Here is a 22016-nt window from a genome sequence, read left to right as displayed (position 1 = left end):
ACCGCCCTCCGGGGCGGTTTCGGCTGTGGCCCGCGGCCTCCCCCGGTGGGGGTACAGTGGAGCATGTTCGAGCAGCGGCGGAAGGACATGGTGAGGCCCGGATCCTCGGCAGCCCCGCGCCCACCCGGCGCCGAAACCGCGTCCAGGCTCCCACCCGCGCGGCCGCCGGAGGTCACGTCCCGGAGCCGGCGGGTACCGGGCGCGGCGCGGCCCAGGATCGCCCGCGCGCAGCATGTACAGGCGTTTCAGGCGGGCCAGAAGCAGGCCCTCGCCACCTTCCGGAAGGCCACACCCAGGCCGCTGGTCGGGCGGGCCGCCGCCCTCCGCCCGGCCCCGGCCAGGGCGCCCAAGACCGTCGCGGCGCAGCTCCGCAAGCCGGTCCTCACTTTTCCCAAACAGGCAACCAGGACCGTCACCCCTGCGGCCGTGATGCTGGGAGCGCCGGGCAAGACCAGGTTCGCCAAGCCGCAGCTCGACCGGGCCGCCCTAAAACGGGCGGGCGTAAATCCCCAGACTGCCCTGAAGGCCGCCGCCAAGCGCCACGCGCAGGCGGGAGCGCTGGCCAGCGGGTTCCTGAAACGCAGCCGGCAACAGGTCGCGGCGGTGCAGGCCAGTGGCCGGACGCTGGGACGGCAGATTCAGGCTGGGGCGGTGCGGGCGCAGGCGCAGGTGCGCGCGGCAGCGGGCCGGGCGCAGGGCACCCTGCGGGGCCACTTCGCGCGCAGCCGTGCCCGTGTCACGGGGCGCGCCGCCAGCAGCCGCGCGCAGGTCACGGCGCAGCACACGCGGACCCTCGCGGGCCTGCCGGCCGCCACACGCGCGGCGCGCGCCAAGGTCACGGCCGCGCACACCAAGGCGGCGGGACAGGCCCGCACCGGCGCTCAAGCGCAGAAGACCGCCGTGCGCGCCGCGTATCAGGCGGTGGTGCCGCAGTATGCCCAGGCCGGGGACGCGGTGGGTGCCCAGGCCAGGGACCGCGCCGAGACCCAGGCCCGCGCGTACGAGTCGAACGTGACCGGCGAGAACGACAGCTTTCTGGATGGCCCGTTGACCGACAACCGCTGGAAGGCCCGCGCCGGAGCCGCCCGCGATGTGGGGCAGGCCTACGCGCCGGGATTCCGGGAACAGGCCGACGACGAGGCCCAGCGGCTCGTCGGACCCGACGGCGGGATGGGCAAGGACCTGAGCAACATCGACGTTGCCCTCCAGAGCACCCTCAAGCTTCTTCAGGAGCAGCTCACGGCCAGCCACAAGCGCCTCGACGCGCGCGAGCGCCAGGCCCGGACGCAGGCCATGAGCGCCTACCGCAGCCTGACGGCCGCCCTCCAGACGCAGCTGGCAGGCACCCTGAGCAGCCTGAGCCGCGCGGAGGGCAGCAGCGTGGCCGCCGTCACGCGTCAGGCCCAGACCCAGGCCGCTGGCCTCGGCCGGCAGGCCAGCAGCGCGCAGGCCGGCCTCCAGAAGAGCGTTCAGGGCGTAGCCGGGCAACTCGACCGCAGCCTCGCCGGGTTCGACCGGCAGATCCGCGCCTCGCAGGCGCCTGATCCCAAACAGCTCGCCCAGCTGCTGGCGGGTGCGCAGAGCAGTGTCGCCGCCGGCATGAAGCGTGCCCAGTCCGGACTGGGCCGCAGCGCCGCAGGCCTGAGTGCTGGACTGAGCCAGGGCGCGGCGCAGGCGGGCGCGGCGCTGGGCCAGGCGGCGCAGTCCGGTGGGCAGCAGGCGGCGGGCCTCGCCGGGGGATTTGATCAGGCGGGGGCGGGCGTGGTCGCGCAGGCCCTGGCCCTCTTTCAGGAGCTGACGCAGGCGCACCGGCAGGGCAGCGAGCAGGAGGGACAGGCGAGCGGCGAGACCCTGGCGGGCCTCACGCAGGGCCTCGAAGACCTCTACGGCAAGACGCTGAGTGGCCTGCCGGCCCAGCTCCAGGCGACCGTCGGGCCGCTGAGGAAGGCGCTGGAGGGCAACTTCACCAACGAGGACGCGCAGATCCGCCAGAACGCCGAGGAGGCGGCGGCCCAGGTTCAGCCGCGCTGGAAATCCTGGGTGAAGATCGCCCTGATGGTCGCCGTGATCATCGTGGTGGCGGTCGTGGCGGGGCCGGCCGTGATCGGGGCGGTCGGCGCGATGGCCGGAGCCCTGGGGGCAGGGGCCGCGGCCGGAACCATCGGGGCCATCGTGGGCGGCGCCATTGTCGGAGCGGCGAGCGGCGCCGTGATCCAGATGGCCAACAATGCCGTGGACAACATCGGGATGGAGGCCAAATACCAGAAGAGCGTCTTCGACGGGGTGGGCAAGGCCGCCCTCATCGGCGCGGCGGGTGGGGCGTTGGGGGGCGCGGGCGGGGCCCTGATCGGCAAGCTGGGGGCCATGGGCGCGCTGGGGGGTGGCCTGACCCAGAAGGCGGCCGGCTTCGCGCTGGGCACCACCTTCGACCTGGGCGGCAATGTGATGGGCGACGTGATGGGCGGCATGAGCCTGGGCGACGCCCTGAAGAACCTGACCAACCCCGAGACCCTGATGATGATGGCCATCGGCACGGGGGCGGGTGTGGCCGCGCACGGGGTCGCGACCCGCAATGCCCGCGCCGCCACGCCCGAAGGTGCCCCCGCAGGCACTGGCGCACGCCCCAGCCTGCCCGAGCGGGCGCAGACCCTGGGCGAGCGCGCCGGCAACCGCGCGGGCGACGTGGTGAACGACCTGACCGGCAACCGGCGGGGGGTGGTGCGTACGGAGGTCAATCCGGTGCTGCGCGGAGAGTCCGGGCGGGTCAGGGGGTATACCTCAGGACAGACCCGGGTAGAACTCAGTCCCCACGCCACCCGCGCATCGGTTGAGGCCCATGTGAGCCGTGCACGTGAACTGAGGGCGGAGAACAGTCCGTTGGGCAAGGCCAGCGCACGGCTGCATGACCTGTTCGGTTTTCCTCGTCAAGAGGCCCCGGCCGGGTCGCTGCGGCGACAGTATGAACATGAGCAGCTCAAGCACGAGGAACTGGCCGCCCGGTACCGTCAGGAGGCGGCCCACCTGGAGGACCAGCCGCTCAGGCAACGTCAGTACCTCGAGGCGGGGGACCAGGCCCGGTATTACGCCGAGGCCTTCGGCAAAGAGGCCAAGACGACTCCGTCACATTTGAGGGATGTGGACGACGCGGTCGACGCCTACGTGTCCAGGGGCCTGGAAAAGGCCAAGCAGCTGAACTGGCCCCCCGGGGATACGCCGGGCGCGGCTCCGGACGGGCATCACTGGATCTTGCCCCCCGGCAAGAGCGAGCCGGTGCTGCGGCGCAATCCTGGCTACGAGGGCGAGGAGTTCTATTTCAATGCGCAGTCCCGGAGCTTTGAACCGGCCGGACAGCTGATCCGGGCACAGAAGGGCCCCAAGGCCCGCCTGGACTGGCCTCAGGACACCACCGTCACCGACAAGCAAGGCCAACAGGTGTCGACGCCCGACGGGGTGCGTGACGTGATGAGCGGCCGTAAGCTCAGTCAGGACGCGGTCAAGACGTATCAGGAACAGCTTGAGCCGGTGATCCGGCAGCGAGCTGAGGCCAGGGCGCAGGAACAGGGCCTGACCGACCGTGGCCTGAACATGACCGAAGCCGAACTCGGGGAACTGCACCGGCTGCGCAACGAGATCAACAAGCACAGCGCCCAGCTCGGGGATTACGCCGCCGAATCCTACATCCAGAGCAGGTTCTCGGACGCCGAGCAGGTCACGCGGCTCTATGGGGGGGCTGACCAGCCCAACCGCGCTGGCGACTTCGATCAGGTCTGGTGCGTCACGCTGAAAAGCGGTGAGGTGCACCTTGTCATCATCGAGGCGAAGGGAGGCAGCAGCCCCCTGGGGTCACGGATGACCCGCGCGGGCCGGGCGCAGCAGGGGACGCCGGAATACATGAACGAGATCATCGAGATCATGCGGGGCAACCGGAACAATGCGGCGGTCATGGACGCCGTGGACTCGGCACTCAGAGACCGTACCCTGACCTATATGGAAGTGCGCGCCCCCATCCGTTCGGGCACCGGCGGGGACGAGTCGGTGGGCATCGAGGCCAGTGACTTCATCCTGCGTCCGGGTCAGCCGTGAACGTCGCCAGCCACCAGCCGGAAGAGTTTGTGTACGACGCCCTCGGGGACAGACTGAAACAGCTCGACCGGAACTTCGCCAGCGAGGCGGCGGGCCTGGTCAAATTTCAGGACTACGATCTGGCTCTGATTTCCGACGACGCGATCAAGAAAGCCGGTCTGCTCAATCTGCGCGGCGGCTCTGCCCAGGAAATGCGGGAGCTGTTGGTGCTGGCTGCCGACACGGTCGACTCCCTGTTCCGGCTCGCCGCTTTTCCCGCAGGCCAGGCGACGGTGCCCGTCTCCCTGCTCGGCCTTCAGGGCGTGCCTCAGGTCTCGACCGGGCCGACGTCCCGCACGACCGTGGCCCGCTGGATGGACGGGTTTTCCTGCGCCCTCGCCACCGATCAGAGTGATGTGGTCAACCCGCTCAGCGACGTGCCGCTGGACCTGATCCGCCGCAGTTCCACCACCTTTCCCGAGTGCGCGTATCTGCTGGTGGCAGCCACCCAGCAGCTCTGGCACCAGTCCCCGGAACTGCCCGAAACGGTGCGGCGCGGCCTGGAACTGACCGGTCACGCCCACCTGCGACCCGATGAGTACAGCTACGTCGACGATCTGATCGTGCCGGTCTACGACATGATCTCTGCGCTGGCTCTCGGTGAGGAGGAACACGTCAACACGGCGCTGGTGGGCGTGCTACGTGGACACGGCCGCTACTACCACCGCCAGGAAGACCACCGGCTCAACGACCCCCGGGGCTTCCTGGGCCTCTCCGCGCTGGGCTGGGGCCGTTACGCCGTGCGCGCCGGGTACGACCTACACGTCACGTCCGGCTACATGCCTGCGGACCTGCTGCGCTGATGGCCGAAGGGAAACGCCGTGGCGTAGCGGGAAGGCTAGGCGACAGACTCCCGATTTCATCGGAGGTCGAGGCCGTGAACCCCCGGGAGACGGTGTATCTGTACGTCGCGCTGGAGCAAGCGGGCCAGGGCCAGTGAGAGGGCCGACCCAGCGATCTTCGGGGCGGTGCCGGAGCTGCTGGAGGCGCGGCAGTGGTCCCGCTAGACCTTCGAGTTGTACGATGATCCCAAGGTTGGGAGTGGGCGGGGACCGTATCGCCCAGCGAGTTCCCAGCGTCCCCTCCGGCCTGCTGAGGGAGCACGGCGTCATGTCTCCGGAGGCGGGCGCTAGAGTGAGGGAATCGACAACCAGGAGGCCCAGGCCGGGGCCCATTTATGCTCCCGCCTGCCGCCCCGAGCCCCGCCCTGCTTTCCGGAGGTTCCCGCCATGACCCAGGCCAACGACCAGATCGCTGCCATGCTGCACGAAACCCGCGTCATTCCGCCCAGCGCCGACTTTGCCTCGCGGGCCAGCCTGTCGCGGGGGGATTACGACCGCCTGTACCGCCGCAGCCTCGACGACCCCGACGAGTTCTGGGCCGAGGTCGCGGGTGAACTGGCCTGGATGAAGCCCTGGGAACAGGTGCTCGACTGGCAGGAGCCGCACGCCCGCTGGTTCGTGGGCGGCCAGACCAACGTGGCCTACAACGCCCTGGACCGCAACGTAGCGCGCGGCCTGGGGGACAAGCGCGCGATCATCTGGGAGGGCGAGGACGGCGAGGTCCGTACCTACACCTACGCCGAGCTGCTGCGCGAGGTGAAGAAGGCCGCCAATGCGCTGGAGGCCCTGGGTGTGAAGGCCGGCGACCGCGTGACCCTGTACCTGCCGCTGATTCCCGAGGCCGCCATCGCCATGCTGGCCTGCGCGCGCATCGGAGCGACGCACAGCGTGGTCTTCGGGGGCTTCTCGGTGTCGGCGCTGGCCGACCGGATCCGTGATGCCGAGAGCCGCCTGCTCATCACCGCCGACGCGGGCTACCGCCGGGGCGCCCTCGTGAACCTCAAGGCCAACGCCGACGAGGCCGCCGCCCTGGCCCCGTGCCTGGAGAACGTCCTGGTGGTGTGCCGCGCGGGCTGCGACGCGCCCATGCAGCCCGGCCGCGACGTGTGGTGGCACGACGCCGTGGGGGCGGCGAGCGAGGAGCACGAGGCCGCCGCCCTCGACAGCGAGCACCCGCTGTTCGTGCTCTACACCTCGGGCAGCACCGGCAAACCCAAGGGGATCGTGCACACCACAGGCGGCTATATGGTGGGCACCTACCTCACCACCCAGAGCGTCTTCGACCTCAAGCCGGGCGACGTGTACTGGTGCACCGCCGATGTGGGCTGGGTCACGGGCCACAGCTACAGCGTGTACGGCCCGCTGCTCAACGGCGCCACGGTCCTGATGTACGAGGGCGCGCCCAACCAGCCCGACTGGGGCCGCTACTGGGACCTCGTGCAGAAGCACGGCGTGACCATCCTGTACACGGCGCCGACCGCCATCCGGTCCTTCATGCGCCAGGGCGACGAGGTGCCCGCCCGCTACGATCTGAGCAGCCTACGCCTGCTGGGGTCGGTGGGCGAGCCGATCAACCCCGAGGCGTGGATGTGGTACTGGCGCGTCATCGGCGGCGAACGCTGCCCGGTCGTGGACACCTGGTGGCAGACCGAGACCGGCTCGATCATGCTGACCACGCTGCCGGGAGCCTTTGCGGCCAAGCCGGGCAGCGCGGGCGTGCCGATGTTCGGGGTGGACGTGGCGATCATGACCCGTGACGGCCAGGAACTCGGCCCCGACGAGGGCGGCCTGCTGGTGGTCAAGCGGCCCTGGCCCAGCATGCTGCGCACGGTGTACGGCGACGACGCCCGCTACCAGAAGACCTACTGGGGCGAGATTCCGCACGTGTACTTCGCGGGCGACGGCGCGCGGCGCGACGCCGACGGCTACGTGACGGTGGTGGGCCGCGTGGACGATGTCCTCAACGTTTCCGGGCACCGCCTGGGCACCATGGAGATCGAGTCGGCGCTCGTGTCGCACCCCTCAGTGGCCGAGGCGGCGGTCGTCGGCAAGCCCGACGCGGTCAAGGGTGAGGGCGTGGTCGCCTTCGTGCTGCCGCAGCTCGGGCAGGTGGTGGACCCGGCCGCCCTGCGCGCCCACGTCACCCGCGAGATCGGTGCGCTGGCCCGCCCCGACGCCATCATCGTGGCCGACGCGCTGCCCAAGACCCGCAGCGGCAAGATCATGCGCCGGTTCCTGCGTCAGATCGCCGCAGGACAGGAAGTGCAGGGCGATACGAGTACCCTCGAAGATCCCAGCGTCCTGACCCGCCTGGCCGCGACTCCGGCGGTCTGAGACGTCAGTGATAAGCCGGCCTCCACCGGGAGGGTGGGGGCCGGCTCTGTATGCGGGTGACGCTATACAGAGACCGGCTCAGGTGGGCAGGCGGGCCGTGTTCATCCAGAACGCCTCGACGGCCTGGACCACGCGGTCGTAGTCGGGGTAGGCCACCGGCTTGCAGATGTAGCTGCTCGCGTGCGCCTCGTAGGAGCGCCGTACGTCCTGCGGAGCGCTGCTCGTGCTGAAAACGAGCACCGGCAGGTGCCGCAGGTCCTCGTTGGCCTTGAGGTAGGCGATCAGCTCGAAGCCGTCCATGCGCGGCATATTGATGTCCACGAGCAGCAGGTCAGGCAGAGGCTGCTGCTCGCGGAGCAGTCCCTGAAGGTGCTCGATGGCGAACAGGCCGTCGGCACAGACCGTGAACTGGGGAGGCAGAGAGAGGGTCTCGAAGGCCGCCTGGGTCAGAAAGGCGTCGGCCTCGCTGTCCTCTACCAGCAGAATCTGCATCTGCCTGCCCGTTGTGCCGGAAGCCCTCATCTCTATCATTCTACATACGGTCAGTAAGCAGAGCCTGTTTCAGCCTACGATTGCCGGCCCTGTACCGGCGCCTGGGCCAGTCGCCGCGCCGCCTCGGCCAGACGCGGCGGCGGCTGCACGAGCGCGAAGCGCACGGAGCCCTCGCCCCGTGTTCCGAAGGCCCGCCCCGGATTCAGGACCACGCCGGTGTCCTCGGCCACGCGCACGGCGTAGGCCACGCTGTCGGTCAGGCCCGGTACCTGCGCCCAGACGTACATGCTCGCCTGCGGGGTGGCGACCTCCCAGCCCAGTGCCCGCAGGGCCGGCACCAGGGTGTCGCGCCGCTCTTCGAAGATGCGCGCGGCCGCCCGGCCCAGGGCGTCGGGCAAGCCCAGGGCCACCGTCGCCGCCCGCTGGATCCCCAGGTACGCGTGGAAATCTACCGCTCCCTTGACCCGCGCGAGCGCCGCGATGGCCCCCGCGTCTCCGGCAGCGAAGCCCACCCGGAAGCCGCCCAGGTGATGGGTCTTGCTCAGCGAATGGAGTTCGACGACGCCTTCCAGGCCCGCCCCCAGCGCACTCGGCGCGCGGTAGCCCCCGAAGGTGAGCTCGGCGTAGGGGTGGTCGTGGATGAGCAGCGTGCCCCGCGCACGGCACCACGCGGCGGCGCGAGCGAAGAAGGCCTCGTCGGCCACGGCCGAGGTCGGGTTGTTGGGGTAGTTGAGTAGCAGGGCGCGGGGGGCCGTGTCTGCCGGCACCGCGTCGAGGTCGGGCAGGAAGCCGCGCGCGGGCAACAGGGGCAGCGGCACGGTGCGCAGGCCCGCCACCGCCGCCGCGCCCAGATAGGGCGGGTAACAGGGGTCGGGCAGCAGCAGGGTGTCACCGGGGTCGGTCACGGCCAACAGCAGGTGGGCCAGGCCTTCCTGGGCGCCGATGAGGGGCAGCACCTCGGTCTCCGGGTCCACGGTCACGCCGAAGCGCCGCGCCAGGTACGCGGCGGCCGCCTCCCGCAGCGGCGCGGTGTCCGAGAACAGCGGATAGCGGTAGGTGGCTGGGTCGTGGGTGGCCTCCCGCAGCGCCGCGAGGGCAGGCTCGGGCGGCGGTTGGTCGCTGCTGCCGATGCTCAGGTCGATGACCTCCAGCCCGGCGGCGCGCGCCCGGCCGGCCGCCGCGTTCATCTGCCCGAAGACGCTGCCCGGCACGGCCGCTGCGCGCCCGGACGCCCAGCCCCGGCTGCCAGCCCCCGGCGTGGGCTCAGCCCCCGACATGAACCACCGGTCGCCGCGCCGCGTCGCGCTCGGCCACGCGCAGGACCTCGTGCGTGAGCGGCGGAATGTCGCCCTCGCCCGCGAGCAGGAAGCGCAGGGCGTTGCCGGCCGGTCCCTTCTCCGACCACTCGAAGTACACGTGGGGCGGCGTGCCGGTCAGGTCGCGCACGTAGAGCAGCACGGCCGCCAGCGTGTTGGGCACGCTGCTGCCGCGCGCGCGCAGGATCAGGTGCGGGCCGACCTTGACGCCCGTGACAGGTACAGTCGCCGCGAAATCGCTCGCGTCGGTGATCTCGACCTCCAGAAACAGCGCCGCCTGCCCGCCCGACAGGTGGTTGTCGAGGCGCACGTCGAGCGCCTTGAGGACGTATTCGGCGTTGTCGCCCGCGTTCAGGCGGTTGGCGATGAAGCGCAGGGGCAGCCCGCGTTCGCGGACGCGCCCGAGCATCGCGGTCGCCTTGTCGTCGAAGACCACCCGCTGCACGCGGAGTTCGGTGCTGCGGCTCACGCGGGAGGCCACGCTGACGATGAGGATGGCCAGGATGAACAGCAGCGCGATCCACAGGCCCTCGGGGCGTTCGCGGATGGTCACGGCGCTCGTGTAGACGAACAGCAGGCTGATGATTCCGAACAGGACGCTCGGCCCCCGGTGCCCGCGCCGGCGCTCGGTGAGGAACACGGCGATGGCCGCCGAGGTCATCAGGGCCAGCACCCCGGTCGCGTAGGCCCCGCTCTGGGCGTCCACGTCGGCGCGGAACAGTGCCGTCACCAGCGCGCTGACGGCGATGAACAGCACCACCAGCGGCCGGGTCGCGCGCGCCCACTCGGGGGCCATGCCGTAGCGGGGCAGGTAGCGCGGCACGATGTTGAGCAGACCCGCCATCGCCGACGCCCCCGCAAACCACAGGATCAGGATGGTCGACAGGTCATAGAGACTGCCGAACCCCTCGCCCAGGCGCTCGTGCGCGAGATAGGCCAGGGCCCGCCCGTTCGCCTCGCCGGCCGGCTTGAACACCGTTACGGTGGCCGAGCCGCCCGCGGCGTTGCGGGTGACGGTGACGCTCAGGTCGACCGGCCCGCCCACCGTCTGTGCGGGGAGGGTGAAGGTGCCGGTGCGCCCGGCCGGCAGGCCCAGGCTGTAGAGCTCGTGTGGGTTGTTCGGGTTGTCGAGCGGCACGTTCAGCACGGCGCGTCCGGCCGAGAGGTCGGCAGCGTTCACGTTGCGCGAGACGGTGATGTCGGGCCAGAAGGCGGCGCGCGGCACGAGAAAGGTCGTGACGAAGGCCGAGCCGATCAGCATCACGCTCATGATGAGCGCCGCGCTCGTCAGGAGCTTGCGCGTGTTGCGGATGCGGCCGGTGGGCTGGGCCTCGGTGTCGCCGGCGTCGCCCCGGACGAGGGGCATGACGACCACGCCGGTCTCGAAGCCCGAGAGCCCCAGGGCCAGGCGCGGGAACACGAGCAGGGCCGCCCCGATGATCGCCAGCGGCGAGGCGTAACTCGACCGCAGCGCCGCCCACCAGTCGCCGGCCACCTGCGGGTTGCGCAGTACCTCGAGCGCGCCGTTGCCGACCACCACGAGGCTCAGGCTCAGGTACAGCACGACGAGCACGACCGCGATGCCGATGGCCTCCTTGAAGCCCTTGAGAAACACCGCCCCCAGCAGCGCGATAAGCGCCAGGGCGATGGCGACCTCCTGGCCATGCAGTGCCGAGCGCAGAAAGGGGTTCTCGGTCATGTGCGCCGCCGCGTCGGCGGCCGAGAGCGTGATGGTGATGACGAAGCCCGTCGCCACGAAGCCCAGCAGCGACAGGACGAGCACCTTGCTGGGCCAGTAGCTCAGCAGCCGTTCGAGCATCGAGAGGCTGCCGTCGCCGTGCGGGCTCTCGCCCGCGACCCGGCGGTACATGGGCAGCGCGCCGAACAGGGTCACGAGCACCAGGACCAGCGTGGCGATCGGCGACAGTGCGCCGGCGGCCAGGGCGGCGATGCCCGGCTGGTAGCCCAGGGTCGAGAAGTAGTCCACGCCGGTCAGGCACATCACCTTCCACCACGGCTGGGTGTGGTGCTGGGCCTTGACCTGCTGCTCGCCCTCGTAGAAGCCCTGCGGCTCGGGCGCGTCCGTTTCGAAAAACCAGCGCTGGAAGGCGCTCTGGGAGGAAGGAACTGGAGAAGTCGGATCGCCGGGGGCCTGCGCCATATCCGGCAGCTTACGCCGCACGCGTCCGGCAGGGAGGCGGGCACTCTACGCTGCTCCCATGAGTGACCTGACTCCACTGGCTCCCGGCGTGTTCCTGTTTCCCGGCGCGGTCAACAGCCTCGTGCTGGCCGCGGGGGACGGGGGCGGTGGGGCCCTGCTCATTGACACCGGTCTGGACGACTCGCACGCCCGCAAGCTGCTGCGCGCGGTCGCGGGGGCAGGCCTGCGGCCCTCGGCTATCCTGAACACCCACAGCCACGCGGACCACCACGGCGGCAACGCGCACATCCTGGGCAGGTATCCGGACATTCCGGTCCACGCTCCTCCGCTGGAGTCGGCAATCATCACCCACCCTGTCCTGGAGCCGTTGTCGCTGTACGGCGCGTGGCCCCCGCTTGAGCTGCGCGGGAAGTTCCTGCTGGCCCCCTCCAGCCCCGCGCAGCCGGTGGGGGAGGGCATACAGACCCTGGGTGGCGTAACGCTGGAGCTGCTGGCCGTGCCGGGCCACGCCGCCCAGATGTACGCGGTCCGTGCCGGAGACGTGTTGTACGCCGCCGACGCCCTGTTCGGTCCGGCCGCGCTCGCGCGCCATCCCCTGACCTTCTGTGCCGACTCGGCCGCCCAGAAGGCGAGCGCCGGGGCACTGGGGCGCCTGACGGGTGTGCGCCTGACCGTGCCGGGCCACGGCGCTCCGACCGACGACCTCGCTGGCCTGGTGGCTGAGAATCTCGCGGCCTACGAAAGAACCACCGGCGCGGTGCAGCGGGCCCTCGCGGTCGGCGAGGCGGGCGTGGACGAGGTGCTGGCCCGCGTGTGCGCCGCGCTGGGGGTCGTCATGACGGACGCGGCGGCCCTGGTGCTCAACCGCGCGGTGGTCAGTGCCCACCTCGGCGAACTGTGCGCCTCGGGCGGAGCGGCGCTGCGGGTGGAGGCCAACCGGCTGGTCTTCGCCCGGACCTGAGAGGGCGGCCTAGGCGGCGGAAACGTGAAGAAACGGCTATGGGCGCGCTTTCGTGGGGGGGCGTAGCGTGACCCCATGACCAAGAAGAGCAAGTCTTCCAAGAAGGCCCCCCTGCAGGAGACTTCGGACGGCGCGCCGGTCGCCGCCGTGGCCCAGAACACGGACCAGGCCGACGCCGCCCACATGAACGTCACCAACAATGCGCTGGTGGACCACAACTACCTCTCGGAAGAGGAATTTCAGGTCGTCGCCGAGACGCTGCAGCGTAACCTCTCGACCACCATCACGCTGTACCTGAAGTTCAAGAAGTATCACTGGGACATCCGCGGCCGCTTCTTCCGCGACCTGCACCTCGCCTACGACGAGTTCATCGAGGAGTTCTTCGAGAGCATCGACGAGCAGGCCGAGCGCCTCGTGGCCCTCGGCGGCAGCCCGGCGAGTGCCCCGAGCGACCTCGAACGCTACAGCGTGATCAAGGTGCCCACCGAGACCGTGCGCGACGCCCGCACCCAGGTTGCCGACCTCGTGCAGGACCTGACCCGTATCTCCAGGGCTTACCGCGACGACAGCAAGACGGTGGACGACCACAACGACCCTGCCACGGCCGACATGTACAACGGATACGCCGCCACGACCGACAAGATCCGGTGGATGCTCCAGGCAATCATGGACGACGACCGGATGAACTGACACCCTCCCCGCCGCCCCGAAGGGGCCGAGCAAAGCGGGAGAGTGTCAGGGCCACTGGGGCAGCCTGGTGGCCTTTTGCTTTGGGCCGGAGGTCTGAGCTGGAGGTCAACGTGGCCGGTAAACCCAAATTCGACTACGCGCTGCACTATGCAGACCTTGACCTGCGTGCCCACCCCGAGCTCTACCGGGTCGGCATAGGTGAGCAGGGTGTACTGCTTGTTCAGCCGTACAAGGCCGAGATCCTGCCCCACTGGCGATTCGCCACGCCGGACGCGGCGCGCGGGAGCAGCGAGAAGATCTACGCGATGTTTCTCGACTACCTCGCGCAGGATGACTTCGTGGGGGCCGACATGGCCCGCAAGTTTCTCCAGATGGGGTACACCCGCTCGCGGCGCTACGCCAACCACAAGGGCGGCAAGAAGTACGACGGCCCCGTGCCCGAGGGCAAGAAGGGCCAGAGTGGCGCGCACGGCCGCGCCGAACTGCCCCGCAGCCCCGAGGACCCGGTCAAGGCCGAGTCGGCCCGTATCTTCAAGGCGAAGTGGGACGAGGCCGAGGCGAACGAGACCTACGCCAAGCGGAAAAAAGCCCACAAGGCGCAGTACGGCTGAGCAGCCCGGCGACACGGTCGGCCGACCTTGAGCGCGGTATGCTGAGGTTATGCACCTTCCTGTAAGTCACATCCTGCCCCGGAGCGGCGCGTGAGCTGGCTCGACCGTCTGCGTGCCGGCCTGGGCAAGACCCGCGCGCAGCTCAGCGGCACGGCCGACCTGGGAGGCGACGTTCAGGCGGCGTTCACGCGCATGGATACCATTGAGGACCTCGAGTACGCCCTGATCGCTGCCGATGTGGGCCGCGCGGCAACCGAGGAGATCATCGAGGACATCCGACGAATCGGCGGGGGCAACCTGCAAGACGCCCTCATGCAGGCGCTGACCCTGCAACTCGAACCCGACGCCCGGCGCGCCGAGTTCCGTAAGTTGGGCTTCGCGCCCGAGGTCGGCCGCAGCCGTGTAGACCCCAAGGGACACGTGGTCATGGTGATCGGGGTGAACGGCGTGGGCAAGACGACCACCATCGCCAAGCTCGGGCAGTACTACATGGAGCGTGGCCGGAGCGTGATGTTCGCGGCGGGCGACACCTTCCGCGCGGCGGCGGGCGCGCAACTCGGCGTGTGGGGTGAGCGCCTGGGCGTGCCGGTGGTGCAGGGCCCGGAGGGGGGCGACCCGGCCGCGGTGGCCTTCGACGCGGCGAGTGCCCGCAAGGCGCGCGGCACCGACCTGCTGCTCATCGACACGGCCGGACGGCTGCACAACAAGCACAACCTGATGGAGGAACTGAAAAAGGTGCAGCGCGTGGTGGACAAGGCCGACCCCGGCGAGCCGACCGAGGTCTGGCTGGTGCTCGACGCCGTGACGGGCCAGAACGGGCTGCAGCAGGCCAAGAAGTTCCACGAATCCACCCCCCTGACTGGGGTGGTCGTGACCAAGCTCGACGGCACGGCCAAGGGCGGTATCCTCGTGCCTATCGTCCGCGAACTGGGGGTGCCCATCAAGTTCATCGGGGTGGGCGAGCAGGCCGGCGACCTCCAGCCCTTCGACAGCCGCGATTTCGTGCGGGCCTTGTTCGACGTGCAGTTGCCCCAGTAGGCCAGTGCGGCATGGGTCCGGTGTGGGGGGGTGGACCATCCCCCCCCCACAGACGCTTGTGCGGCTGTCAAGATTTGGAGAGGACTGACTTTCTAGTCTGTAGGGACATCAGTCGCCGGGGCAGTCTGCCGGCGCAAAGGACCCTCATGACGTGTCGCCCCCTGCCCCTGCTGCTTCTCCCTCTCCTTCTCGCCGCCTGTGGAAGCGGGGTGAAGGTCGGGGGCAGTACCAGTTCTGCCCCCAATCCGGTAGACGCACCTCCAGCAGCGGTCGGGGCTACCGCCAAGCCGAATCCCGGTGACCAGACCCAGACTGCCGCGGAGGCGCAGCTGCTGCGTGAATTGAACGCCGCCCGCGCCGTGGGCCGGACCTGCGGGAACCAGTACATGCCGGCAGTGGGCGCCCTGACCTGGAACGGGTATCTGGCAAAGTCGGCCCGCGCCTACGCGCAGGACATGGCGGCCCGGAGTTTCTTCGCGCATGTCGACCCGGAGGGCGGCACCTTCGAGAAACGCAACGAGGCGGCCGGGTACACCGGCTGGAAGGCGCTCGGTGAGAACATCATCGGTGGGTACGCCCTGGGCGAGATGACGGCCGGGTGGCTGGCCAGCCCCGCCCACTGCGCGGCCATCATGGCGCCGGAGTACGACGAGGTCGGCGTGACCTTCCTGAACCAGCCGGGCAGTTTCCTCAGTACCTACGGCGTCCAGGAGTTCGGCGCCCGCTGAGGCGCTCCCTGCGCGCGTGGGCCTGAGACCCGTGCGCGTCACAAAGATATCTGGGCCGGGCGCCTCCGTGAGGAAAGGCGTCCGGCCCCTTTGTATCTCCGGGCTTCAGCGGTCGGGCGTGTAGGACGAGCCGCCGATATACAGCAGGTCCTTGTCGTAGCGCGCGAAGAACAGCCGCTGCTCCTGGCCGCCCGTAGCCTTGAGTGTGATGCCGTACCCGCTGACCACGTAGGTGCCGCCTATCTTGCGGGTACTGCCCGCCGCCACGTTTGAACTGCTCACGCTGCCGAAACGCCCGCCGCTGAAGGTTCCGTCGGGCTGGAACGCGTAGTTGCCCCCGCCAGCTACCATCACGTCGCCGCCCAGCGCCGTAGTGCCGCCGCCGGAGATGGTCTGAAAGGCGCCGCTGAGCTTGGTCCCGGCCGGCAGGGCCTTGAGGGTCCCCTCGACCTCGAAGGTATCGGTGTCGCCGTCGCCCCAGCGGATCAGGAAATTGTTTCCCTGGCGCGTCCACTTGCCCCATTTCTGGGGTTCGAGCTGACGCGAGAGCTTGTAGTTGAAGCTGCCCGGCGCCCAGTAGGGATCGTTGTAGACGGTGCCGTCTTTCAGGAACAACGAGACGGGATAGGTGGTGAGGACCATGCCGCCCACCCCGATGCCGGTGGACTGTTCCATGTACGCGCCCAGAATCTCGCTGTCCTTCAGGCCCTGCCCGGCGGCCACCAGAAACTTCTCGGCCGGTTGGGCCTTGAAACGCCAGGCCGCGTCTACGACGGCGACGGTGGACTTCTTGAGCTGACCGGCCTGCGCCGCACTGAGCACCACACAGGTGTCGAGCGTGATACCCGTATCGTGGTCAAACTCGCGCACGCGTCCGGCGACCGTCACCGGACCTTTGGGGGGGTTGGGGGCGTCTTTCGCCATGTCGTAGCAATACACGTCAAAGCGCGGCGCGCGTCGGTCATCTTCCTGGGTGATGGAGCGGGAGCGCTGGGTCGTGCCGCTCACAGCGATGACCGTTCCCAGCGACTGCAACTTCTTCAGCCCGGCCGCGTCCTGCTGCTGGCCGCTGGCCTTGGCCAGAGGAGCGAGGGTCTGCGCCATGAGCGAGGAGAGCTGCGCGACGCTGTAGACGGCCACATTGGCGCTGGAGGCGGCCGGGCGGGGAGCGGGCGCGGCGCCGGACTGGGCGCCCGTGCCCAGCACCGCCCCCAGGTTGGGCACCTGCCGGCGCACGTCGAAGGTCTCCGACGACAACTGCGCCGCCAGGGCCGGGCACGCCTTGTTGGCCGGCCCAAGCTTTTGCAGGGCAGTGTCCAGCGACTGAAGGCTCTCTCCCATATTGGCCCGGAGCTGCGCGAGGCGCTCCTTACCGACCTTCTGCGAGACCTGCGCCTCGAAATTGCCGAGGTTCTGCGTCTTGATCCACGCGGCGTAGGCCTGACCCACTTTCGCGGCGCTGGCCGGATCGCGTTTGGCACACAGGTCCTTGAGGTAGGTGGCCCCGACGTACAGGGCGTAGGCCGTGCCGAGCGCCTGAAGTTTGGCGCGGTCCGTGGTCTGCGCCGCCGCGCCGGGCCATAGGGAAGGAGCGAGGGCCAGGCCCGCGAGCAGCGCCGTGCGTCTGGGACTCATGCTCCACCTTAACCGGGCAGAACTCGGGCCTTTCTGCAAAAAGAAGGCGGCCTGCTTGAGACCGCCTTCATCAAGGGCCGGGCTTCAGCCGCCCAGATAGGCCTGCAGGACCCGCTCGTCGTTCACCAGTTCCCGGCTGGGGCCGTCGAAGGTGATCTGACCGGCTTCGAGCACGTAGGTCCGGTGGCTGCTCTGCATGGCGAGGCGGGCATTCTGCTCGACGAGTAGGATGGTCACGCCCTGCTCGTTGAGCTCGCGGATGATTCCGAAGATTTCGCGCACGATGATGGGTGCCAGCCCCAGCGACGGCTCGTCGAGCAGCAGCAGCTTGGGGCGGCTCATGAGCGCGCGGGCGATGGCGAGCATCTGCTGTTCGCCGCCCGACAGCGTCCCGGCGAGCTGGCCCCGGCGCTCGCCCAGGCGCGGGAACCGCTCGTACATCCGGGCGATGTCCGCGCGCACCCCGGCCGCGTCCCGGCGGGTGTACGCGCCCAGTTCCAGGTTGTCCTGAATGCTCTGGCGCGCCAGGACCTGCCGGCCCTCCGGACTCTGGGCGATGCCGAGCTTGACGGCCTCGTCGGTCGGAATGCGGGTGATGTCGCGCCCGGCGAAGTGCACGCTGCCCGCGACTGGCCGCAGCATCCGCGAGACGGCGCGCAGGGTGGTCGTCTTGCCCGCGCCGTTCGCGCCGATGAGGGTGACGACCTCGCCTTCCTCGACCCGCAGCGACAGTCCGCGCACCGCCTGAATCGCGCCGTAGTTGACGCTGAGATTGCTCAGTTCGAGCAGGGGTCCCCTGGGCGTCATGTTATTCGCCTCCCAGATAGGCCTCAATGACCCGGGGGTCGCGCTGCACGCTTGCCGGGTCGCCCACCGCGATGAGTTGTCCGAAATTCAGCACGGCCACCCGGTCGCACAGGCCCATGACCAGCGGCACGTGGTGTTCGATGAGCAGCACCGTCAGGTCGAAGCGGTCCCGCACCTCGCGGATAAAACTGGTGAGCTGCCCCTTCTCGGCCGTGTTCATGCCGGCCGCCGGTTCGTCGAGCAGCAGGACGCGCGGCTCGGTCGCCAGGGCGCGGGCGATCTCCAGGCGCCGCTGGTCGCCGTAGGAGAAGTTGCCGGCACTCTCGCCCGCCCGGTCCGACAGGCCCACGAGGTCGAGCAGTTCCCAGGCGCGGCGATTGACCGCCTCCTCCTCGGCCCGCGCCGCGCCGAACACGCCCTGCCACAGCCCGGCGCGGGTGCGCAGGTGCTGGGCGATCTTCACGTTTTCCAGCGCCGAAAGGCCCCGGAACAGCCGGATGTTCTGAAAGGTGCGGCTGAGCCCCAGGGCGGCGACCCGGTGCGGCGCGAGACCGGTGACGCGCGTGCCCTTGTAGCTCAGGGTGCCGCTGCTGGGGGGGGTCAGGCCGGTCATGAGGTTGAACAGGGTGGTCTTGCCGGCGCCGTTGGGCCCGATCAGCCCGAAGATCTCGCCCTCGCGCACGTCGAATGAGACGTCGTTCACCGCGACCAGTCCGCCGAAGCGCCGGGTCATGTTGCGGGCTTCGAGGACCACAGGGGCCGCAGCGGAAACGGGAGCGGTCATGGCCGCGCCTCCGCCGGGGGACTGGCGGGCCGCGCCGGGGGTCGGGGCCGTCGCAGCCGCTCCAGCGCGCCCACAATGCCCTGCGGCAGGTACAGGCTCGCCACCACGAGCACCAGCCCGTTGATGATGAGCCGCCAATCGGCCAGGAACCGCAGCACCTCCGGCACGGCGGTCAGGAGTGCGCCGCCCACGACCGGCCCCCACAGGCTGCGGCTGCCGCCGATAAGCACGAAGGCCAGCGTGGCGATCGAGGCGTCGAAGGTGCCCTGTTTGGCGTTCCAGGTGTTCAGGAAGGGCGCGCTCATGGCCCCTACGATGCCTGCCAGGACAGCCCCGATGACGAAGGCCAGGACCTTGTACTGGGTCGGCGGCACGCCCATCGCGTCGGCGGCGAGTTCGTCCTCGCGCACGGCCCGCAGCGCCCGGCCTACCCGCGAGCGTTCGAGCTGCCGGGTGAACAGCAGCGTGAGCAGCAGCAGCGGCCCGAAGATGAACAGGTACTGCCAGCGGTCCTGAAAGCCGAAGGCCTGCGGAATGCCGAAGATGCCCACCGCGCCCCCGGTGAGGGTCAGGTTCAGCGCGACGACCCGCAGGATCTCGACGAAGGCGATGGTCGCCAGCGCGAGATAGATGCCGCGCAGCCGCAGCGCCGGAATGCCCACCAGCAGCCCCAGCACTCCCGAGAGGAGTGCCGCGACCACCCAGGTGAGCGGAAATATGAAGTTGCCCAGGCTGTCGCGCAGGCCCCCCAGGGCCGGGTGCGTGAGCATGATGGCCGCCGCGTATCCGCCCAGGGCATAGAAGCCCGGCGAGGCGAGGCTCAGCTGCCCGGCCTGCAGGGGAAAGTACAGACTCAGGCCCAGCAGGCCGGCCTGCACCATCGTCACGATCAGGAAGCCGTAGGTCGCCAGAAAATCGCTCATAGACAGACTCCGGTTGAACCGTTCACAACGGAATTCAATTCGAGCGAAGTGAGGGGGAGAGCAAGGGACTGCGGACGTGGAATGGATGAACCGGGGAAGAGCCGGTTTGTGGGCGGAACAGACGCAAGACCGTTCATACCTTCTGAATGGCCGCTTTGCCCAGCAGGCCCTGGGGCCGCACGAGCAGGATCACGAACAGCAGGGCGAAGGCCACCGCGTCCTTGTACGCCGAGTAGTCGGCCGGCACGAAGGCCTCGGCCAGACCGATGACCAGGCCCCCCAACACCGCGCCCGGAATGCTGCCGAGACCGCCCAGCACGATGACCGCCAGCCCCTTGAGACCGTAGGTGATGCCGAAGTACGGCCCGGCCACCCCGAAGGCCGTGCCGACCAGCGTGCCCGCCAGTCCCCCTAGAAAGCCCGACAGGAAGAACGTGATCAGTACGAAGCGGTCGACCGAGATGCCCAGCAGGCTCGCCGTGCCGGGGTTTTCCGCGACGGCCCGCAGCGCCTTGCCCACCTTGGTGCGCCCGATGACGTACCCCAGGATAAGCAGCATCACGAGGCTGACGGCGAAGATGATGATCTGCACCGTGCGGATGACCACCGTGCGGTCCCCGATCTGGAAACTCAGGGCCGGGCGCACCTGCCCGTAGGCGTCGGCCGGAAAGGTGTAGATTTCGGCCCCGACCAGCAGTTGGATGAGGTTCACGATGACCAGCGACACGCCCAGGCTGCTGACGAGCGCCAGCAGCGGATCGGCGCCGCGCGAGCGCATGGGCCGGAAGGCAAGGCGCTCGACGATCACCGCGACCACCCCGGCCAGCACCGCGCCGATCAGGGTCGCCAGCCCGAAACTCCAGGGATTGCCCGAGAAGGGCGAGGTCCCGGAGAAGAGCGTCAGGCCCGCGAGCAGTCCGGTACCGCCGAACTGGCCGACCACCAGCGTATAGGTGAAGTAGGCCCCCAGCGTGAACACGGCGCCCTGCGCGAAATTGATGATCCCCAGGATCGAGAAGACGAGGGTATAGCCCAGCGCGAAGATGGCGTACACGCTGCCGATGGCCAGCCCGTTGAGAAGGTTCTGAATGAATGCGCCGAAATCCATGCGGTGTCCTTTCGCGTGCGGCAATGCGTCACGCCGTCAGCCGGGGACCGGGAAGCTGACGGCGTGGACCAGGGCCGGGAGGGGGCCTTCTACGGATTCCGTCTGTTTCGTTGACTGGCCTGGACAGCGCTGATCTGCCCACACCACGTCCGGAACCCGCTTCGCCCGGACGGAGTCACGGCGTCAACGATTTACCCGGAGGCGGTCCTACTTCACGAAGACGAAGGACCCGTTCTTGGCGTCTTTCATCTTGACCTGCGCCACGAAGAACTCCTTCTGGTTGACCTCGCCTTCCTTGTCGAAGCGGAGCTCGCCCAGCGGCGTGTTGTACTTGCCGGCGAGAATCTGCTTGTTCAGCTCGGTGCGCAGGTCGCCCAGGTCCCACTGCGCGAGTTTCTTCTTGCGGTCGATGACCCGCAGGGCGTCGGCGAAGACCTGCACGCCCGCGTAGGCCTGCGCGGCGAACTGGGGGGGGTCTTTCTTGTACAGCGCGCGGTATTCCTTGACGAACACCTGGTTGGTGGCGCTGCTCTGCAGGGGGCTGTATGCCTGGGCGACGAGCAGGCCGTCACAGTCCTTCTGGCACACGGCGAACAGGTTGGTGGTGTTGAAGCCGTTGCCGCCCACGATCAAGCCCTTGTAGCCCAGCTGGCGCAGCTGCTTGATGATGTTGCCGCCGTCGGCCGCGAGCGCCGAGATCACCACGAGGTCCACCTTGGCGTTCAGCACGGCCGTGACCTGGGTGGTGAAGTCGGTGTCGGTGGTCTGTGACTTCTGGACGGTGGCGACCGTGAGGCCCTGGGCCTTGATGGTATCCTGGAAGATGCCGGTCTCACTGACCGAGAAGGCGTCGTTCTGGGCGTACATTACGGCTACGCGCTTGATCTTGGGGTCGATCTTGAGGGCCTGTTTGAGCGCGGCCGGGGCGATCACGGTCACGGGCGCCGACACGCGGGCGATGTAGTTGCCGATCTGCGGAATGCCCTTGGCGGTGTTGCTCGGCCCCAGCACCGGAATCTTAGCGCGCTCGGCGATGGGGTCGGCGGCGAAGGCCTGCTGCGAAAGCGTGGGCCCCACGATGCCCACCACACGCTCCTTGGTGATCAGATTCTGGAAGGCGTTGATGGCTCCGTTCTCGTCGCCGCCCGCGTCCTGGTACACCAGGCGGATGGGCGTGCCGCCGATGCCCCCGCGCGCGTTGATGAGCTTCTCGGCCAGCTTGGCTCCGGCCACCTGCTCCTGCCCGAACAGGGCGACGTTGCTGGTCTGCGCCACCGCAATCCCGATGGCGATGGGAGTTTCGACCTTCTGTGCCGACGCTGCGCCCAGCGCCGCGCCGATCAATGAACCTAGAACTACTCGTTTCATCTGTGCCTCCCCAGTAGGCCGCGTACCGGCCCGAGTCTGAAAGTTATGTAAAGAGTGGTGTCACTATGGGTGCGCGTTCTGGGGAAGTCAAGCTGG

Annotated in this window: 17 protein-coding genes; 8 read left to right on the top strand and 9 right to left on the bottom strand. The window is 69.3% G+C overall.

Annotation, left to right across the window (positions count from 1 at the left end):
* Positions 1 to 63: 63 nt before the first annotated feature.
* The 3 genes from ASF71_RS18370 (at position 64) to acs (ending at position 7298) form a co-directional block, all read left to right on the top strand.
* Entirely contained in the window at positions 64 to 4083 is a 4020-nt protein-coding gene (locus tag ASF71_RS18370) for a hypothetical protein (RefSeq protein ID WP_156372946.1), read from the top strand.
* Positions 4080 to 4925 carry an immunity 49 family protein gene (locus tag ASF71_RS18365; RefSeq protein ID WP_056302712.1) on the top strand — a complete coding sequence of 282 codons (846 nt, stop codon included), beginning with the start codon at positions 4080 to 4082 and terminating at the stop codon, positions 4923 to 4925. Before ASF71_RS18370 ends, ASF71_RS18365 begins: the two co-directional genes overlap by 4 nt.
* 426 nt (positions 4926 to 5351) lie before the next feature.
* Positions 5352 to 7298, top strand: coding sequence for an acetate--CoA ligase (gene acs, locus ASF71_RS18360; RefSeq protein WP_056302710.1), 1947 nt, complete (start codon positions 5352 to 5354; stop codon positions 7296 to 7298).
* Positions 7299 to 7376: 78 nt separating this feature from the next.
* Here acs and ASF71_RS18355 read toward each other — a convergent pair whose 3' ends face one another.
* The 3 genes from ASF71_RS18355 to ASF71_RS18345 are packed head-to-tail and all read right to left on the bottom strand — an operon-like array spanning position 7377 to position 11267.
* Positions 7377 to 7820, bottom strand: a complete 444-nt coding sequence (locus ASF71_RS18355) for a response regulator (protein ID WP_082506159.1) — start codon at positions 7818 to 7820, stop codon at positions 7377 to 7379.
* A 44-nt stretch (positions 7821 to 7864) separates the two neighbouring features.
* A complete protein-coding gene (locus ASF71_RS18350) occupies positions 7865 to 9067 on the bottom strand; it encodes an aminotransferase class I/II-fold pyridoxal phosphate-dependent enzyme (RefSeq protein WP_056302706.1) in 1203 nt (400 codons plus the stop codon).
* Positions 9054 to 11267, bottom strand: coding sequence for a hypothetical protein (locus ASF71_RS18345; protein ID WP_056302704.1), 2214 nt, complete (start codon positions 11265 to 11267; stop codon positions 9054 to 9056). Before ASF71_RS18345 ends, ASF71_RS18350 begins: the two co-directional genes overlap by 14 nt.
* A gap of 58 nt (positions 11268 to 11325) precedes the next feature.
* On the opposite strand from ASF71_RS18345, the gene ASF71_RS18340 reads away from it, so the two are divergent.
* The 5 genes from ASF71_RS18340 to ASF71_RS18320 all read left to right on the top strand — a co-directional run bounded on the left by ASF71_RS18340 (position 11326) and on the right by ASF71_RS18320 (position 15295).
* Positions 11326 to 12228, top strand: coding sequence for an MBL fold metallo-hydrolase (locus ASF71_RS18340; RefSeq protein WP_056302702.1), 903 nt, complete (start codon positions 11326 to 11328; stop codon positions 12226 to 12228).
* 75 nt (positions 12229 to 12303) lie between these two features.
* Positions 12304 to 12918 (top strand): Dps family protein, encoded by a 615-nt coding sequence (locus ASF71_RS18335; RefSeq protein ID WP_056302700.1) that lies wholly within the window; start codon positions 12304 to 12306, stop codon positions 12916 to 12918.
* A 110-nt stretch (positions 12919 to 13028) separates the two neighbouring features.
* Positions 13029 to 13529, top strand: a complete 501-nt coding sequence (locus ASF71_RS18330) for a DUF4385 domain-containing protein (protein WP_056302698.1) — start codon at positions 13029 to 13031, stop codon at positions 13527 to 13529.
* Positions 13530 to 13619: 90 nt separating this feature from the next.
* Positions 13620 to 14567, top strand: coding sequence for a signal recognition particle-docking protein FtsY (ftsY, locus tag ASF71_RS18325; RefSeq protein ID WP_056302696.1), 948 nt, complete (start codon positions 13620 to 13622; stop codon positions 14565 to 14567).
* 146 nt (positions 14568 to 14713) lie between these two features.
* The gene (locus ASF71_RS18320; RefSeq protein WP_056302694.1) at positions 14714 to 15295 is read left to right on the top strand and encodes a CAP domain-containing protein; all 582 of its coding nucleotides are present in this window, start codon (positions 14714 to 14716) and stop codon (positions 15293 to 15295) included.
* 105 nt (positions 15296 to 15400) lie between these two features.
* Here ASF71_RS18320 and ASF71_RS18315 read toward each other — a convergent pair whose 3' ends face one another.
* The 6 genes from ASF71_RS18315 to ASF71_RS18290 all read right to left on the bottom strand — a co-directional run bounded on the left by ASF71_RS18315 (position 15401) and on the right by ASF71_RS18290 (position 21920).
* A complete protein-coding gene (locus ASF71_RS18315) occupies positions 15401 to 16930 on the bottom strand; it encodes a hypothetical protein (RefSeq protein WP_082506158.1) in 1530 nt (509 codons plus the stop codon).
* A gap of 84 nt (positions 16931 to 17014) precedes the next feature.
* Positions 17015 to 17737: an ABC transporter ATP-binding protein gene (locus ASF71_RS18310; RefSeq protein WP_056302692.1), complete on the bottom strand. Its 723-nt coding sequence runs from the start codon at positions 17735 to 17737 to the stop codon at positions 17015 to 17017.
* Position 17738: 1 nt separating this feature from the next.
* Positions 17739 to 18521, bottom strand: coding sequence for an ABC transporter ATP-binding protein (locus tag ASF71_RS18305; protein WP_056302690.1), 783 nt, complete (start codon positions 18519 to 18521; stop codon positions 17739 to 17741).
* The gene (locus ASF71_RS18300) at positions 18518 to 19444 is read right to left on the bottom strand and encodes a branched-chain amino acid ABC transporter permease (RefSeq protein ID WP_056302688.1); all 927 of its coding nucleotides are present in this window, start codon (positions 19442 to 19444) and stop codon (positions 18518 to 18520) included. The genes ASF71_RS18305 and ASF71_RS18300 overlap by 4 nt, the downstream gene beginning before the upstream one ends.
* A 133-nt stretch (positions 19445 to 19577) precedes the next feature.
* Positions 19578 to 20552 carry a branched-chain amino acid ABC transporter permease gene (locus tag ASF71_RS18295; protein WP_056302687.1) on the bottom strand — a complete coding sequence of 325 codons (975 nt, stop codon included), beginning with the start codon at positions 20550 to 20552 and terminating at the stop codon, positions 19578 to 19580.
* Between the two features lie 207 nt (positions 20553 to 20759).
* The gene (locus ASF71_RS18290; RefSeq protein WP_056302685.1) at positions 20760 to 21920 is read right to left on the bottom strand and encodes an ABC transporter substrate-binding protein; all 1161 of its coding nucleotides are present in this window, start codon (positions 21918 to 21920) and stop codon (positions 20760 to 20762) included.
* Between the last annotated feature and the right edge of the window lie 96 nt (positions 21921 to 22016).

The organism is Deinococcus sp. Leaf326 (assembly GCF_001424185.1).
GTDB lineage: Bacteria > Deinococcota > Deinococci > Deinococcales > Deinococcaceae > Deinococcus.
This window is presented reverse-complemented; position numbering and strand designations above follow the sequence as displayed.